We start from the raw sequence: 15122 nt of genomic DNA, 5'->3' as shown, positions 1-15122 counted from the left end.
ATTAGAATAAATTGGGTAATTAGTGAATTCCGTATTCTTTGCCGCTGTGGTGTTCGGAAGGCATTTCTTTCACTAGGGCGCGAGTACCACTTTTTTGAACGCTTTCGTATGCCGTCTCAATTGGCGCGTTATTGCTGACGAGCCGGTCTTTTCGGCTGCGCGCCTGACATAGTTGAAGTAGTTTCGATGTTTTTTTGGTGCATTTTCGGTGTACTGCCGAACCAAATACTTGCGGCGCTGCTCAAGGATAGGGGTGCTTCCGTCGCGCCGTTTCGCTCTTTTGTGCAAGTTTACGCCATGCCTCATCTTGGCGTAATAAAGAGAAATTCCGGAAGGCCGTAGAGTGGTTTTCTTTCCGTCAAATATTAGGCCCAAGTATTGTAGGGGCTTGTCGGCATTTGGGTTAAAGGTGCATTCAAGTGTTTTGCTTGTTTGCAAGTTCAATTCAATCGCGGCGAGTTCTTCTGCTACGAAATTCTTGATGTCGTCCGCATATTTTGCCGGGACCACTACAAGGATGTCGTCGCAGTATCTTTTATAGAGTCCGCCTATCTCATCAATTGCCTTGGTGAGTGCAATGTCGAACGGAAGCATGTAGATATTCGAAAGCAGGGCGCTTATTGGCGATCCTTGTGGGATGCCGTGCGGGTGTGGATTTGAAGTAATCAATCCGCTATTTCGTATTTTGCTTCGAAAATCAACAGGCGTACATAGGCGCTCAATGCGCTTTAATTCTTGTCTGCTCAAGTTCAGGGCATTTCGTGCAGAAATGAGTTCAACAGAAGCATGTCTTGTCAATGAACGGAAAATTGCAAAATGATCGTCAGGCAAGGTTGTGTTGCCAAGAACATGGGTCCACTGCTTCTTTAGCAATTTATGATCAAGGGTGCCAAAAAAGTCTTTAACATCAAATCCAAGTGCAACGCAGGGCTGATTTTTCGCGATCCACTGAAATGATTCGTGGGCAAAGTCAATATTGGATTTTTTTAGAGATCTGAATGCTATGACTGATTCTGAAAGGTTGTGGTCGCGAATAATACTTTCGTATTTTTCAGATATCAGATAATTGTAATAAGAGTAGATCGCGGCATCGCTGTGCGCTGCGTATCTGATCTCTCTGACCTTTGTACTCTTTTTAAGACGCTTTGGCCCGATGCGTTTTATGCGTGTTCGAACAATGTCGTGGCGCAGAAACGGAAGGAAAGGGTGTGATTTGACGGCGGCAGGGTTCTGCACAAGCGCTTTGCAGGCGCTGGCAGATAGTGGGGCGTCAAAGTGCACATATCTCCGAGGCTTAAGTGCAGCTTCAAGTGCGCTCGCTGGGTTCCGGAAATACATAATGGCGATTCCATTGCCTTCCTACAGGGCGGGGCTGGCTGCGGCGACCATTCCCTGCCCTGTTAATACAACACAGACTCTATCTAAAGAGCCCTACCCATTTCGGCCGTTTGCCGAAATTTAACCGCAAAGCAACAAGATTGTTGTGTAGCCAAGTATTGAAGGAACTATTGATGACTATCGCTGTCGAAGTGGTATCGAGTTTGATCGTCGTAGCGCTTCGCTGGTCAGCGACCGCACTGTGCGGACGCTGGCTTGGCGTGGTAAGACTTACCCCGTTCACGTGCATCAAACGGGCAATCATCTTTTAACGGATCGGTGCGCTCAGTGCAAGGGTATGATGATTGTGGCGTCTATGTAATTACGTGGTAGTTGGGGGTCAAATGTAGCAACGGTCGATTTCGGGAGCGATGTGGCAAGGTGGGGGGGGGGCAATTCTGTCTGGGACGCTTACATCCCCGGTTTGATGTAATCACATTGCAGCGGGATGGACTGCTGGCGCCAGTCGTACAGGTATTCTCTCTCGTCTAGGTCGCTGCACTTCATCAACAGGATGTCGGCCGTAGGGTTGGTGACCACCTTACGTGTGTAGTACCGCCATAAGTACGGCTTATCGCCGGGCTTGCTAGTCTCCGGTACGAGGCGCGACACGTTGATGACGCCGCAGTCTCCTACAGGCCTGCTGTCCACCACTACCCATGCTTGAAAAGTGTCCCCGGAATACTGGGCCTTGAAGGTCTGCGTGAAGAGGTTGGTTCCAATGTTGCAAGTGCGCCGTTCCGAACCCAAGGACAGGGCAATGGAGTTGCGGACGCCTTCGAGTGTGCGGGTTGTACAGGACTGGCCTATGGCCTCGGCCCAAGCGTGCATGTCTTTTTTCTGCACTGCATTGAGACGGCTGAGATTCCGTAGTGCTTCGGGTGGCGTATCCGCAGGCGTGACACCGTCCAGAATGGCAGCCATCTGGCTGGCCATGTTGCACAGTTCCTTCCATTGCGGACTGTCGTAGATCCTAGTGGGTGTGGTCTTGTAGTCTTTGGCTAGCGAGTCGACTAGATCGTTGGTTTCTTCGGCGAGACGCTTGGCGGCCTCAATCTCGCTCAACGCTTGTCTGATGCTGGTCTGGACGAATGAGCACGTCAGCAAGCCGTGTTCGGGTGGCGTGCATTCGTACGTTAGCCAGCCGTTCTCTACAGTGTTGTGCACCTGCCCGAAGGTTGGATAGGGCAGGTCTGCGGCTAGCGCAGTGCTTGATGCAACTAATGCCAACGCGGTTAGAACGGACTGACGCTTCCTTGTGCTCATATAGCCATCCCCTGTTAGTACGTGAAGGCTAGCACCACCGCGTGACTTCTCAAATGCTGATGCACAGAGGGATGAAGGGCTAATGCGCGCCCTCCGGCTATTGTGTGGAGAAGATCGCCGACATTCTTGGGATGAATGGATGTCCGCCGATGCTGAGAGGTAAGGGGCTTGCTAAGACCCCTGAAGAATTCATTCAGTGCCGTCGACTGGAGGCCAAGCAGTGGAGCCCCGTGGCAACACAAGAAGAGTGAGCGCTGTGTCGTACTCCCCAGAGGTAATCTTCATTTCTCGAAGTGAAAGATGCGCAGGCGCGTGGGGGAACCACACGCGCGCAGATACTTCGGTTCCGCTGCGGTCGCTGGTTATGGATTCGTTGGCGGCAATTGAATTTTCTGGTATTTCAATGATCTGCTTGCGTGAACGAAAGAATGCTCCATTCTTTTTGGCCGCCTTACTTGAGTAGGCCCATCGCATGTAGCCGTCGCGGTGATTGATCAGGACGGCCTGTTGATCAGTGTCTTTGAGCCACCGCAGTACCGTGGCTGTCAGTGATGCGCCGTAACGCTCCGCACATGCTCCAAGGGACTCTAAGTCAGATGCCGTCCCAATTTGGTCACGGAAGTCGTTGAGCGGCATCAGTAACGTTGCTGCGAAAGTGTCAGCCTGCGCTTCGATTGAAGTTTCTTCGGCATCACGATTGACTACGTCATCTTCAGAGCAATTGAAGGAGTCTTTCTGGTGGCGATGAAGGATGTAGTGACCTAGTTCATGGGCCTGTGTAAAACGAATTCGCCCGTTAGACTTGATGCCGTTGTTGTACAGCAGGCACCACTCGCTTCGGTCATCGTTGGAGAACAATGCCCCTTCGAACTTCTTGATGTCCGCGGCTTGAACTTGAGTGATCGAATCCTTCCAGCCAAAAAGAGAGGCTGTGTTCAAGGCAAGTTCTGTCACGTCTACCGGGAAGCGTGCTGCGCCATGAGCATTGGCGAAGGCGTCTAGAACGTGGGTAAGTTTGTATGCCGCCTTCGAGGGTGTGAGTGCGTGCGTCATTTGACCTGAGGCTTCTTGAAGGACTCCATGATCTGCCGCATGACTTGCTTGCCGTCTGCATCAAGGTCTTTGTAGTTCCGAAAAAAGGCCTCATCTATCTGTGTTTCTTCGGGCGTGTTGGCTTCTTCTTCTAAGAAGAACGACACGGTGCGCCCGAGAACTCTAGCAAGAGCATCCAGTTTTTCCGCTGATGGGCGAGGTGAGGGCCTGTTCTCAAGCTCCCATAGGTAGCTTTTGCTCATGCCGGCAGCAATAGCCAGTGAATCAAGAGTCAGGTGCTTTTCCTTACGGAGAAGCCTGATTTTTTCGCCCAGAGTGGTAGCCATAGGATTTGTTAAAAAGTCGTTAAAATTCGTTCATACCACTATACCGAACTTTTCCGTTGACAGTAGCGAACGAGAGGGGCACACTACGCCTCGTTCGGTACATCGAACGTGGTGTAAATAATTTGAAAATTCCTTGATGCACGTCACAAATTCTGATAGCGTATTCAGAATATGACTAAGGCCCAACGTTGAGGTTGAGCCTTCGTGCGGCATTGCCGCCTTAACAACTTGAGTTTTCTATCAGCCCGATGGGCTGATGGTTCCGCAAAATCGCACTTGTAAGATGTCCAGCATCGTGCGGTCTTGGGAGGATTCCACTCTGCCCGCCAAGGCAGGTCGAAGATTGTCGTTTTTTCTCTTCGGCCTGTCAATAGAGTGCTAATTCCTCGCGAGTTCCTAGATGGGCATCACTTGCATGAGGTATCGCGACGATGTCAGAACAGACTTCGACGACCCCCCATCGCCCCGGCTACCGGCTGATCTATCGGCCTGTAATCACCCTTCGAAATGGCAAAAAGTTGCATGCCGCTTCGAAAGGGCTGAAGGCTTGGCCGATCTGGGTGCGTGACGACGAGCAGAAGTAATCTCGCCGATGCGGGGTGACCAGACAGCACTGTTGTCTGGTCACCAGTCTTCGATCAACTCCTGACATGGGTCAACGATGCCAGTCCCCATTTGAAAGCAAGGAGCAGCAATGGCTACTAATCCACCTAAGGGTGATGGACACCGCAACGGCGCTGTCCGCGAACGTTCACAGACACAAACTCCGTCTGGACACTTCGTAAAGCGTGATACGAATACCGGTCGTTTCATGGACGTGAAGTCTGACGGCAAGCCGTTCAAGGGTGTTCGCAAAGAGAAGTGATGTTGTCCAAGGAAGAGGGCCCCCAATGGGGCCCTCTTTTTTGTTGGGCGCACGTAGCGCAATGGTTCATCTTGGTCGAACGGCTTCGGTCCTGTATCCTTCACGCCGAATGGCCCCGTGGCATAACTGGATAACGCGCGGTCCTCCTAAGACTGAGTTGGGGGTTCAAGTCCCTCCGGGGCCACCATTTTTCGCCGTGTCTAGCATGCGGTGAGTTTGCTTTCGCTCTTTTTCAAAGAGCGGTCCCTCCAGAGGGGACATGCATGCATGTTGTTCGAAGAATTGTCATTACAGTTTTAATTTCTTTTTATTTCAATGGCTTGCGGCTCAGTGCGGCGTTCTCCTAAGGGACAGGTCGCACGTTCGAATCGTGTCGGGGTCACCATCTTTTCGTGCAGCTTGCGATGCCCGCTGCAAGCGCCAGTCAGCCCCCGGTGCGCATGCCGATGCAATGCGTTGAAGCCCTCAATTTCCGTAGTTATGGCCCGGCCGGTCATACGCACAGCCATGACCATTTGCAGCTGGTGTTGCCGCTGCGTGGGAGCCTGGAGCTGGAGATCGACGGGCGCGGCGGGCGCTTGGACACCTTGCACGGGGCCCTGATCGTCCCGGGCGCGGCTCACGTGCAGGCAGGTAGTGGGCAGAACCGGTTCCTGATTGTTGACTGTGACAGTGTCCTGTTGGAGCGGTCACAACTGGATCAGGGGCGAAGGCGTCCATTTCTGGGGATTTCGGCTGCGGCGTCCAGCTTGCTTGAATTCGTGGATATCAGCGTGGGTGGCCGCGATGCAGTGCCTGCACCTGTGGCCAGACATGTATTGCCGCTGTTGCTGGATAGCTTGTTTGCTGCCGGGCGTCCCTCAGCGGCTGACAGTGCCGGCTTGCGGCGGTTGTGCGAACAGATACGTGCAGCCCCGGGTCAGTCCTGGCCGCTGGCGCGGATGGCGCCGGTGGCCGGCATAGGCTTGACCGCACTGCACGGCGCGTTCAAACGTCAATTCGGCCTCACGCCGGGGCAATGGCTGCAGCAGCAGCGTCTGCAATGGGCGCAACGCCAGCTGGCTGAGGGCAGGCAGTCGGTGGCGCAGATTGCCCAGCAGGCCGGTTTCTCCGACCAGAGTGCATTGACCCGGGCCATGCGTCGCTCGCAGGGGATTACCCCGGGCCGCTATCGACGGAGTCTGGACGCGTAGTTTGAGCACAGCATCGCGCAGCTTGGGACAATACAGCGTGGGCCGGCAGCTGGATGCTGGTGTTGTGTCTGACTGTCGGGTGGCTTGATGAAAGAGCGGATGTTGTTCGGGATTGGCAATGGCGTGGCTTCGGGCGCGCTATGGGGCTTGGTGTTCCTGGCGCCAGCGGTGTTGGTGGATTTTTCGCCGCTGCAGTTGGCTGCGGCGCGCTATCTGATTTATGGCCTGGTTGCAGTGATCCTGCTTGTGCCGCGCTGGCCGGCGTTGCGGGCGCATATCGGCAAGGCGGACTGGAAGGCCCTGACCTGGCTGAGCCTGCTCGGCAATCTGATCTATTTCGTGCTGCTGTCCATCTGCGTGCAGTGGAGCGGTGGCGGTGCTGCGGCCTTGATAGTCGGCATGGTGCCGGTGTTGGTGGCCGTGGTCGGTGCACGTGAGCCGGGGGCAGTGCCGCTGTCACGGTTGGTGCCGGCCTTGCTGCTATGTGTGGCAGGCGTTGTCCTGATGGGTTACGAGGCCATCGCCTCGACGCATGTAGAAACCACCGCCGCGCAGCGATTGATCGGCTTGCTGTGCGGCGTGGGCGCGTTGGTGTCCTGGACCGCCTATTCGGTGGGTAATACCCGTTGGCTGGCCAAGGTGCCCAATGTGTCTGGACATGACTGGTCCCTGCTGACCGGTGTGGCAACCGGCGGCCTGGCCTTGCTGCTGGCGCCGCTCGCCTTTGCTGATGGCGCGGCAGGACATTCGGGGCGGGAATGGGCGGGCTTCTGGGGGATGGCCGCGGCAGTGGCGGTGTTTGCATCCATTCTGGGCAATGCCTGCTGGAACCGCGCCAGCCGCGCGCTGCCGCTGACCCTGGGCGGGCAGATGATCGTGTTCGAGACTTTGTTCGGGCTGCTCTACGGTTTTCTGTGGCAGCAGCGCTGGCCAGTGGCGATCGAGATTGTTGCTGCGCTGTGCCTTCTGCTCGGCGTGATCTGGAGCGCTGCGGCGCACCGGCCGAAGGCGCAAGCGCCGGCATCGGCGTGAGGAATCTGCGCAGTCAGGCGGCGAAAGCCTGACTGCGATGCTGCTTTCGATTGCATGCGGGCGCTAGTTGGCCGGCATGCGCCGCAGGCAGCGCCCGCAGCAATGATCCAGCCGTTGCGCGCTGCTTGCTGGTTAAATGCGCGACGTTTGCGCTTGATGACATTTGCAACTTTTAGCAGCAGGTTTGACGACGTTGCCTTTATCTGCGTTTTTGCAACGCAGCACTTGACAGTCTGATCCCGGCTGTTGTCTCTTGAAGGCCATGAACAGCCCGCAGCCCCTCGCCATCACCTCGCAGTCGCCCTCCGGCGGCCGGGTGAGTGCGCCCGGGTTCGGCGGCGCCATTACCACCACCACTATTACCGTCACCATTAGCCCGGTGCGGCCCGTCGTCTTCGCGTAATTTCCGAAAACAACGGCCCCGCACCCGGATCAGGATGCGGGGGAACCCCATCCAGATGCGCGTCGGGGCCTCCATCCGAGGTTCTTCCGATGTCGTCAGTTGCTGCTTCACCCGTCGATCCTGCCGCGAGCGCTGCCGTTCGCACCGTCGTCCATAAATTCGGCGGCACGTCCGTGGCGGACGCCGAGCGTTACCGCCATGTGGCGCAGCTGCTGCTGGACCGCGACGAGACAGTGCAGGTCACCGTGGTGTCGGCCATGAAGGGCGTGACCGACGCGCTGATCGGCTTGGCCAAGGCCGCGGCTGCTGCGGACCCGCAATGGGATGATCGATGGCACGAGCTGCGGGCGCGCCATCGTGGCGCCGCCGCCGCATTGTTGGGCGAGCATTCCGGGGCAACCATTGAATGGCTGGATGCGCGCTTCGATCGTCTGCGCGAGATACTGGCCGCGTTGGCAGTCATTGGAGAATTGCCACAGGAAGTACTGGATCGTGTGCAGGGTCTGGGCGAGGTGTTCTCAGCCCACCTGCTGGGTCATCACCTGCAGGCCCTGGGTGAAGACGCCGATGTGCTGGACGCGCGTGACGTGCTGGTGGTCAACCACGGCGAATTGGGCGTGGATGTGGATTGGAAGTCCAGCGCCGCCAAACTGGCGCTGTGGCGCGAATCGCATCCATCGCAACGTCTGGTGGTGACCGGCTTTGTTGCCCGTGATCGCAAAGGCAACATCACCACGCTTGGGCGCAACGGCAGTGATTTCTCCGGCGCCATCTTCGCGGCTTTGTTCGCGGCCGATGAGCTGCATATCTGGACCGACGTTGACGGCGTGCTTTCGGCCGACCCGCGGGTGGTGCCCGAAGCCGTGCAGCTGGATGCCTTGAGCTATGACGAAGCCTGTGAGCTGGCGTATTTCGGCGCAAAGGTGGTGCATCCGCAAACCATGTCGCCGGCGATCGAGCGCGGTTTGCCGATCATCATCCGCAACACCTTCCGCCCGGATCACCCGGGTACCCGCATCACTGCCGAGAGCTCCAGCAACGGCCCGATCAAAGGTTTGACGCTGAGTGCGGATCTGGCCGTGCTGAACGTTGAAGGCACCGGCCTGATCGGCGTGCCGGGCACCGCCGAGCGCGTGTTCTCGGCGCTGCGTAATGCACATGTGTCGGTGGTGATGATCTCGCAGGGATCATCCGAGCATTCAATCTGTTGCGTGGTGAAACAGGCCGAGGCCGAGTTCGCCCGCGACGCCTTGGCCCAGGCGTTCTCGCACGAATTGGCGGCAGGCCAGGTGCAGCGCGTGCAGCTCACCACTGGAGTGAGTGTGCTTGCGGCGGTGGGTGATGGCATGACCGGCCAGCCTGGTGTTGCTGCGCGACTGTTTGAGTCGCTGGGGCGTGCGCAGGTCAATATCCTGGCTATTGCGCAGGGCTCGTCGGAGCGCAATATCTCGGTCGCCATTGAAGCCTGCGATGCCACCAAGGCCTTGCGTGCCGCGCATGCCGGTTTCTGGTTGTCGCCGCAGACTTTCTCGGTGGGCTTGATCGGGCCCGGTAACGTCGGCGCTGCCTTGCTTGAGCAGCTATATGCATCCGAAGCCGCGCTGTTGGCCAGGGCCAAGCTTGATCTTCGACTGCGTGCGGTTGCTTCGCGTAATCGCATGGTGCTTGACCAGCGCGGCATGCACGGCAATTGGAAGGCCGCGTTCGATTCCGCGGCGCTGCCAAATGATCTTGATCTGTTCACCGAACACCTGCTGTCGGCGCGCCTGCCACACACATTGATCATCGATTGCAGCGGCAGTGCCGAAGTGGCCGATCGCTATGCAGGTTGGTTGGCTGCCGGCATCCACGTGGTCACTCCGAACAAGCAGGCGGGCTCCGGTCCATTGGCGCGTTATCAGGCAATCCGCGAGGCAGCTGCCTCCACCGGTGCACGCTTCCGCTACGAAGCCACGGTGGGCGCGGGTCTGCCAGTGATCACCACGCTGCGTGATCTGGTCGATACCGGCGACGAAGTCACGGCGATTGCCGGCATTTTCTCCGGCACGTTGGCGTGGCTGTTCAACAAATACGACGGCACTGTGCCGTTCTCCGAGCTGGTTACGCAGGCGCGCGGCATGGGCTATACCGAGCCGGACCCGCGTGATGATCTGTCCGGCGTGGACGTTGCCCGCAAGTTGGTGATCCTGGCCCGCGAAGCCGGTTACGAGCTGAGTCTGGAAGATGTCGCGGTGGAAAGCCTGGTGCCTGCGGCCCTGCAGCAGGCCAGCGTCGACGACTTCATGGCGCGCCTCAACGAGGTGGATGCGAGCTTCGCGCAGCGTCTGGCCGATGCCCGTACCCGCGGCAACGTGCTGCGCTATGTGGCGCAGTTCAAGCCGGGGCAGCAGCCGAGCGTCGGCCTGGTTGAACTGCCGGGGGATCATGCCTTCGCAAACCTGCGCTTGACCGACAACGTGGTGCAGTTCACCACCCGTCGCTATTGCGACAACCCCTTGGTGGTGCAAGGTCCGGGCGCAGGTCCGGAAGTAACCGCAGCCGGTGTGTTTGCCGATGTGCTGCGGGTGGCAGCTGGCGAGGGAGCGCGATTGTGAGTGATGCAACGAAGGGTGGTGCTGCCCGTCAGGCGCGCGCGTTCTCGCCCGCGTCGGTGGCCAATGTGGCGGTCGGTTTTGACCTGCTGGGTTATGCCGTGCCGGATGTAGGCGACACGGTTACCGTGCGTCGCATCGATGCGCCGGAAGTTCGGATCGTCGCCATTCGGGGTGCCGCCATCGAGCTGCCGCTGGATGCGCCCAGCAACACCGCAGGTGCGGCGCTGATTGCCTTGCGCGAGGCGCTGGCGCTGCCGTTCGGGTTCGAGGTGGAGATCGACAAGGGCATACCGCTGAGCTCGGGCATGGGCGGTTCGGCCGCGTCCTGTGTGGCGGCCTTGGTTGCAGCCAATGCGTTGCTGGATGCGCCCTTGAGTCGAGAGCAGTTGTACAAGTACTCGCTGGACGGTGAAGCAGTGGCCAGTGGCAGCCGTCATGGCGACAACCTTGGCCCGATGTTCCTGGGTGGCTTGGTGCTCTCAACGCTGGAGCGTCTGGTGCCGGTGCCGGTGCCTGCGAATTGGCATAGCCTGCTGGTGCATCCGGACGCGCTTCTGGAGACGCGACGTGCACGTGAAGCCTTGCAAGGCAGTTATGCTTTGAAAGAGTTTGTCGCACAGAGCAGTAATCTGGCCTTGGTATTGGCGGGTTGCCATGCAGGCGACGCTGGTTTGGTGCGGGCGGGTCTGGCTGATGTTTTGATCGAGCCGCGGCGTGCGCCTTTGATCGTCGGTTTTGATGCGGCCAAGGCAGCCGCATTGGCTGCAGGTGCGATGGGTGCCGGCATCTCCGGGGCCGGTCCCAGCGTATTTGCCTGGTTTGAAGAACGCGGCGCCGCAGTGGCCGCTGCGCCAAAGTTGCAGGCGGCCTTCGCTGCGGCAGGCTTCGACAGCCAGAGCTGGGTAAGCCCGATCAACAGTCCCGGCGCACGACTGCTCTAAGCCTGATAGCACCTCTCCCATCGGGAGAGGGCTTGGGGTGAGGGGGATCCTTGCGCGGGTCTCGAGTCCAGAGCAGCACACCAACCATTTCGCGGATTTCCGAATGAACTTCATCTCCACCCGCAACGCTTCCCCTGCCGCTACGCTGAGCCAGGCTATTGCCGCCGGTCTGGCACCCGATGGCGGCTTGTACGTACCCGAAACTATGCCGGCAGTACGCACCTTGCAGTTGGGCGACACCCTTGCCGGGACCGCCACCGGGCTGCTAAAGCCGTTCTTCGCTGATGACGCCCTGGTTTCCGAATTGCCGAAGATCTGCAGCGAAGCCTTCGATTTCCCGGCACCACTGCAGGCCTTGGCGACCAGTAAGGATCATGTGCTGGAGTTGTTCCATGGCCCCACCGCAGCCTTCAAGGATTTCGGCGCGCGGTTCCTCGCGGCCAGCCTGTCGCGCTTGCGCGCTGCGCAAGAGCGTCCACTGACCATCGTGGTCGCCACCTCAGGCGACACCGGTGCTGCCGTGGCCGCAGCCTTCCACAATCAGCCCAACCTTCAAGTCGTGGTGCTGTACCCGGATGGACGTGTATCGCCGCGTCAGGCGCATCAGCTTGGTTGCCTTGGTGGCAATATCCGCGCGTTGCGTGTGGCTGGTTCGTTTGATGATTGCCAGGCCATGGCCAAGCAGGCGCTGAGCGATGCTGACTTGCAGGCGCAGGTGCCGTTGAGTTCAGCCAACAGCATCAGCCTGGGGCGCCTGTTGCCGCAGATGAGCTACTACGCACATGCCGCGCTCAGCCATCAGGCTGCGCATGGCTCACTGCTCAACTTCGTCATTCCTACCGGCAATCTGGGGAACGCGATGGCAGCCGTGATGGCGCGTGCACTCGGTGTGCCGCTGGGGCGGATCGTGCTGGCGACCAATGCCAATCGTGTTTTGCCGGACTACTTCAACGGCGGTGATTACGCGCCGAAGGCCAGTGTTGCCACGCTAGCCAATGCAATGGACGTAGGCGCGCCGAGCAATTTCGAGCGCCTGCGCTGGTTGTACGAGGGCGATGATGCAGCACTGCGCGCTGCCTTCACCTCGCAGGCGGTGGACGATGCCACCATCCGCGATACCATCGCTCGCCGCTATGGTGCCTATGGCGAAGTGTTCTGTCCGCATACCGCCACGGCGGTGCACGTTCTGGAGCAGCTGCGTGCCAATGGCAGTGCAGCGTCGGATCAACATTGGGCAGTGGCAGCGACCGCGCACCCGGCTAAATTTGAATCGGTGGTCGAACCGCTGATCGGTCGTGAAGTCGAAGTGCCGCCAGCACTGGCAGAACTGCTCAAGCGTCCGGCCCACGCCGAGCCTTGCGCACCAGACTACGCAGCCCTGCGCCAGAAACTGCTGTAGGCCCGACCTGTAGTGCCGAGCCGTGCTCGGCAAGAGGCCTCACCGATGAATCTGGTTGTAGGAGCGGCATAACCCGCGAAACCGGTATAGCTTCGCGGTCAATTATTCCGGCCCCCGGCAGCTGTACGAGCTTCGCGGCTTACGCCGCTCCTACAAAAAGGGAGGAGGCTGCGCATGTAGAGCCAAGCCTTGCTCGGCAGGGGGCTTCACCGGTAACGCCCCAGCCGAGCTCGGCTCTACGGGTGAGGCGTCAGAACTCGTCGTTGGCCAGCTGCTGCAGTTCGGCGAAATCCAGGATCTCCACCACATTCAGGTGGGGCAGGGCAATCAGGCCTTGCTGGCGCAGCTTGGTAAAGGTGCGGCTCACCGTTTCCATGGTCAGGCCAAGATGGTCGGCTATATCGCCGCGGCCCATCGGCAAGGAAACCCGGTTGCTGCTGCGGCCGTTCAAGGTTGCCTCACGGGCAGCCAGGCGCAGCAGGAAGTCAGCCAGTCGCTCCGGTGGCTGCAGGCGTGCCAGTGCAAGTGCGTTGTCCTGTGCCGCGTCCAGCTCCTGGCAGGCGCGTTGCAGCAATTTGCGCTCCAGATGCGGGTAGCGCTGGCGCAGGTCACGCATCTGCGTGGTTGGCACCCGGCAGACCCGGCTGTCGGCGATGGCCTCGATATCGTAACGGTGATGGTCGCTGCCGCTCAGGCCCAGATAATCGCCTGGCAGTACAAAGCCGTTCACCTGGCGGCGGCCATCGGCCAAGGTGCGTACCAGGCGCAGCGCGCCCTCGGTTACTGTATAGACATAAGCGCGCGGCTCACCGGCGCGCGCCAGCGTAGTGCCCATCGCAACCGGCGTGGAGACGGTGATCTGCTCCAGCGCATGTACTTCATCGCAGGACAGGGCCGAGCACACCGACAGGTGGCGGACCGAGCACTGCAGGCACTCGCGCCCGCCATTGCCTTCGGGGGCAACGGACGAAACCGTGGATTGCTCGGTGCCTTGGGCTGGCCGGGACATGTCTAGAACGAGGGGGAAGTGGCCAAATTATACTTCATGCGGCCAGACGGGCGGTGTGCGGCTAGAATTGGCGACCGTTTCCCCATTGAGTTGCAGGAGTTTTGCCCGTGATCAAGCCCCGTACCCCGCCCGGCATCATGGAATTGCTGCCGCGCGAGCAGATCGCGTTCCAGCGCATGCTGGACGTCATCCGCCGCAACTACGAGCGCTTCGGGTTCCTGCCGGTGGAAACCCCGGTGTTCGAGCTGTCCGATGTGCTGCTGACCAAATCCGGCGGCGAGACCGAGCGCCAGGTGTATTTCGTGCAGTCGACCGGTGCGCTGGCCAATGCCGCCGAATCGGCCGACAAGGGCGGGCTGCCGGAGATGGCGCTGCGTTTCGATCTGACTGTGCCGCTGGCCCGCTATGTGGCCGAGCATGAGCACGACCTGACCTTCCCGTTCCGTCGCTACCAGATGCAGCGCGTCTACCGTGGCGAGCGTGCCCAGCGCGGCCGTTTCCGCGAGTTCTACCAGTGCGACGTCGATGTGATCGGCAAGGACACGCTGAGCATCCGCTACGACGCTGAAGTGTTGGCGGTGATCTACGCAGTGTTCTCTGAGCTGCGCATCGGCAACTTCGCCGTGCAGCTGAACAACCGCAAGCTGATGCGTGGTTTCTTCGAAGCGCAGGGTGTTGTGGATGCCGGGCAGCAGGCGCTGGTATTGCGCGAAGTCGACAAGCTCGACAAGCGCGGCCCGGATTACGTGCGTGAGACCTTGGTTGGCCCCGATTTCGGGCTGCCGGCTGACGCGGTCGAACGCATCCTGTCCTTCGTTGAAGTGCGTTCCAGCTCGCATGCTGATGCGCTGGCGCAGATCGAGGCGGTACTGGCTGCCGCCGGCGAATCGGCCAGCGAGTCGCTGCGCACCGGCGCTGCCGAGCTGCGTGAAGTGCTGGAGCTGGTCAAGGCACTGGGTGTGCCGGAAACCGCGTATTGCCTGAATTTCTCCATCGCCCGTGGTCTGGATTACTACACCGGGACGGTCTACGAGACCAGCTTGATTGATCACCCGCAGATCGGTTCGATCTGCTCTGGCGGTCGCTATGAAGACCTGGCCAGTCACTACACCAAGTCCAAGTTGCCGGGCGTAGGCATCTCGATCGGTCTGACCCGTTTGTTCTGGCAGCTGCGCGAGGCCAACCTGATTGACGGCATCGCGGAAAGCAGCGTGCTCGCGATGGTGGCCTTGATGGACGAGGCGGCCATGCCGCAGTCGCTGGATATCGCTCGTCGCCTGCGCGCTGGTGGCATCAATACCGAAGTGCAGATGGAGCCGAAGAAGATCGGCAAGCAGTTCCAGTACGCGGCCAAGGCCGGTATCCGTTTTGTGGTGTTGGCCGGTGAAGATGAGCTGGCGCGCGGCGTGGTTGCGGTGAAGGATCTGCTGCGTGAACAGCAGTTCGAGGTAGCCAGGGATGAGTTGGCTTCTACCCTCCAGGTAGAGCTGGAACAGACCCGCGCGATGGCGCGCTGATGAAAAGCCCCGCGTAGCGGGGCTTTTTTTTGTCTGTAGTGGGGGGGCGGGCGGAGGCGGGTGGGGGGAGGCCGCGGCGCCGACGGGCGCGGGGGGGGCGTGGCTAGCGGCGCCCCCCCCCGGCGGGGGGGGAGGGGGGGCGGGGGG

11 protein-coding genes and 1 tRNA gene are annotated in these 15122 nt (G+C 59.5%); 7 read left to right on the top strand and 5 right to left on the bottom strand.

What is annotated here, in order from left to right:
- Positions 1-72: 72 nt before the first annotated feature.
- From drt2 to ACVOLS_RS10030, 4 genes are all read right to left on the bottom strand, one after another.
- Entirely contained in the window at positions 73-1338 is a 1266-nt protein-coding gene (gene drt2, locus ACVOLS_RS10045) for an antiviral reverse transcriptase Drt2 (RefSeq protein WP_481545501.1), read from the bottom strand.
- 450 nt (positions 1339-1788) lie between these two features.
- Complete coding sequence (locus ACVOLS_RS10040) at positions 1789-2643, bottom strand: hypothetical protein (protein ID WP_481545500.1); 855 nt, start codon at positions 2641-2643, stop codon at positions 1789-1791.
- 189 nt (positions 2644-2832) lie between these two features.
- The gene (locus ACVOLS_RS10035) at positions 2833-3696 is read right to left on the bottom strand and encodes an ImmA/IrrE family metallo-endopeptidase (RefSeq protein ID WP_481545499.1); all 864 of its coding nucleotides are present in this window, start codon (positions 3694-3696) and stop codon (positions 2833-2835) included.
- A complete protein-coding gene (locus tag ACVOLS_RS10030; protein ID WP_481545498.1) occupies positions 3693-4022 on the bottom strand; it encodes a helix-turn-helix domain-containing protein in 330 nt (109 codons plus the stop codon). Before ACVOLS_RS10030 ends, ACVOLS_RS10035 begins: the two co-directional genes overlap by 4 nt.
- Positions 4023-4998: 976 nt before the next feature.
- On the opposite strand from ACVOLS_RS10030, the gene ACVOLS_RS10025 reads away from it, so the two are divergent.
- From ACVOLS_RS10025 to thrC, 6 genes are all read left to right on the top strand, one after another.
- Positions 4999-5074: transfer RNA gene (locus ACVOLS_RS10025), tRNA-Arg, on the top strand.
- A gap of 217 nt (positions 5075-5291) precedes the next feature.
- Complete coding sequence (locus ACVOLS_RS10020; protein ID WP_481545497.1) at positions 5292-6080, top strand: AraC family transcriptional regulator; 789 nt, start codon at positions 5292-5294, stop codon at positions 6078-6080.
- Positions 6081-6167: 87 nt separating this feature from the next.
- Positions 6168-7112 carry a DMT family transporter gene (locus tag ACVOLS_RS10015; protein WP_481545496.1) on the top strand — a complete coding sequence of 315 codons (945 nt, stop codon included), beginning with the start codon at positions 6168-6170 and terminating at the stop codon, positions 7110-7112.
- Positions 7113-7604: 492 nt separating this feature from the next.
- Complete coding sequence (gene thrA / locus ACVOLS_RS10010) at positions 7605-10109, top strand: bifunctional aspartate kinase/homoserine dehydrogenase I (protein WP_481545495.1); 2505 nt, start codon at positions 7605-7607, stop codon at positions 10107-10109.
- Complete coding sequence (locus ACVOLS_RS10005; RefSeq protein ID WP_481545494.1) at positions 10106-11050, top strand: homoserine kinase; 945 nt, start codon at positions 10106-10108, stop codon at positions 11048-11050. The genes thrA and ACVOLS_RS10005 overlap by 4 nt, the downstream gene beginning before the upstream one ends.
- A 103-nt stretch (positions 11051-11153) precedes the next feature.
- Positions 11154-12449, top strand: a complete 1296-nt coding sequence (thrC, locus tag ACVOLS_RS10000; RefSeq protein WP_481545493.1) for a threonine synthase — start codon at positions 11154-11156, stop codon at positions 12447-12449.
- Positions 12450-12699: 250 nt separating this feature from the next.
- Here the strand turns inward: thrC and ACVOLS_RS09995 are convergent, their stop codons facing one another.
- The gene (locus tag ACVOLS_RS09995; protein WP_481545492.1) at positions 12700-13458 is read right to left on the bottom strand and encodes a Crp/Fnr family transcriptional regulator; all 759 of its coding nucleotides are present in this window, start codon (positions 13456-13458) and stop codon (positions 12700-12702) included.
- Between the two features lie 107 nt (positions 13459-13565).
- Here ACVOLS_RS09995 and hisS point away from each other — a divergent pair, with 107 nt between their 5' ends.
- Positions 13566-14975, top strand: a complete 1410-nt coding sequence (gene hisS, locus ACVOLS_RS09990; RefSeq protein WP_481545491.1) for a histidine--tRNA ligase — start codon at positions 13566-13568, stop codon at positions 14973-14975.
- The last annotated feature ends 147 nt before the right edge of the window (positions 14976-15122 follow it).

It is taken from the genome of Stenotrophomonas sp. STEN038, assembly GCF_056759895.1.
The sequence above is the reverse complement of the archived record's forward strand: the minus strand, read 5'-3'. Positions and strand labels throughout refer to the sequence as shown.

What these genes read in the sequence shown, in the direction of transcription:
- drt2 (WP_481545501.1), bottom strand. Translation starts at nt 1,338, where the DNA reads ATGTATTTCCGGAACCCAGCGAGCGCACTTGAAGCTGCACTTAAGCCT.
- ACVOLS_RS10040 (WP_481545500.1), bottom strand. Translation starts at nt 2,643, where the DNA reads ATGAGCACAAGGAAGCGTCAGTCCGTTCTAACCGCGTTGGCATTAGTT.
- ACVOLS_RS10035 (WP_481545499.1), bottom strand. Translation starts at nt 3,696, where the DNA reads ATGACGCACGCACTCACACCCTCGAAGGCGGCATACAAACTTACCCAC.
- ACVOLS_RS10030 (WP_481545498.1), bottom strand. Translation starts at nt 4,022, where the DNA reads ATGGCTACCACTCTGGGCGAAAAAATCAGGCTTCTCCGTAAGGAAAAG.
- ACVOLS_RS10020 (WP_481545497.1), top strand. Translation starts at nt 5,292, where the DNA reads ATGCCCGCTGCAAGCGCCAGTCAGCCCCCGGTGCGCATGCCGATGCAA.
- ACVOLS_RS10015 (WP_481545496.1), top strand. Translation starts at nt 6,168, where the DNA reads ATGAAAGAGCGGATGTTGTTCGGGATTGGCAATGGCGTGGCTTCGGGC.
- thrA (WP_481545495.1), top strand. Translation starts at nt 7,605, where the DNA reads ATGTCGTCAGTTGCTGCTTCACCCGTCGATCCTGCCGCGAGCGCTGCC.
- thrC (WP_481545493.1), top strand. Translation starts at nt 11,154, where the DNA reads ATGAACTTCATCTCCACCCGCAACGCTTCCCCTGCCGCTACGCTGAGC.
- ACVOLS_RS09995 (WP_481545492.1), bottom strand. Translation starts at nt 13,458, where the DNA reads ATGTCCCGGCCAGCCCAAGGCACCGAGCAATCCACGGTTTCGTCCGTT.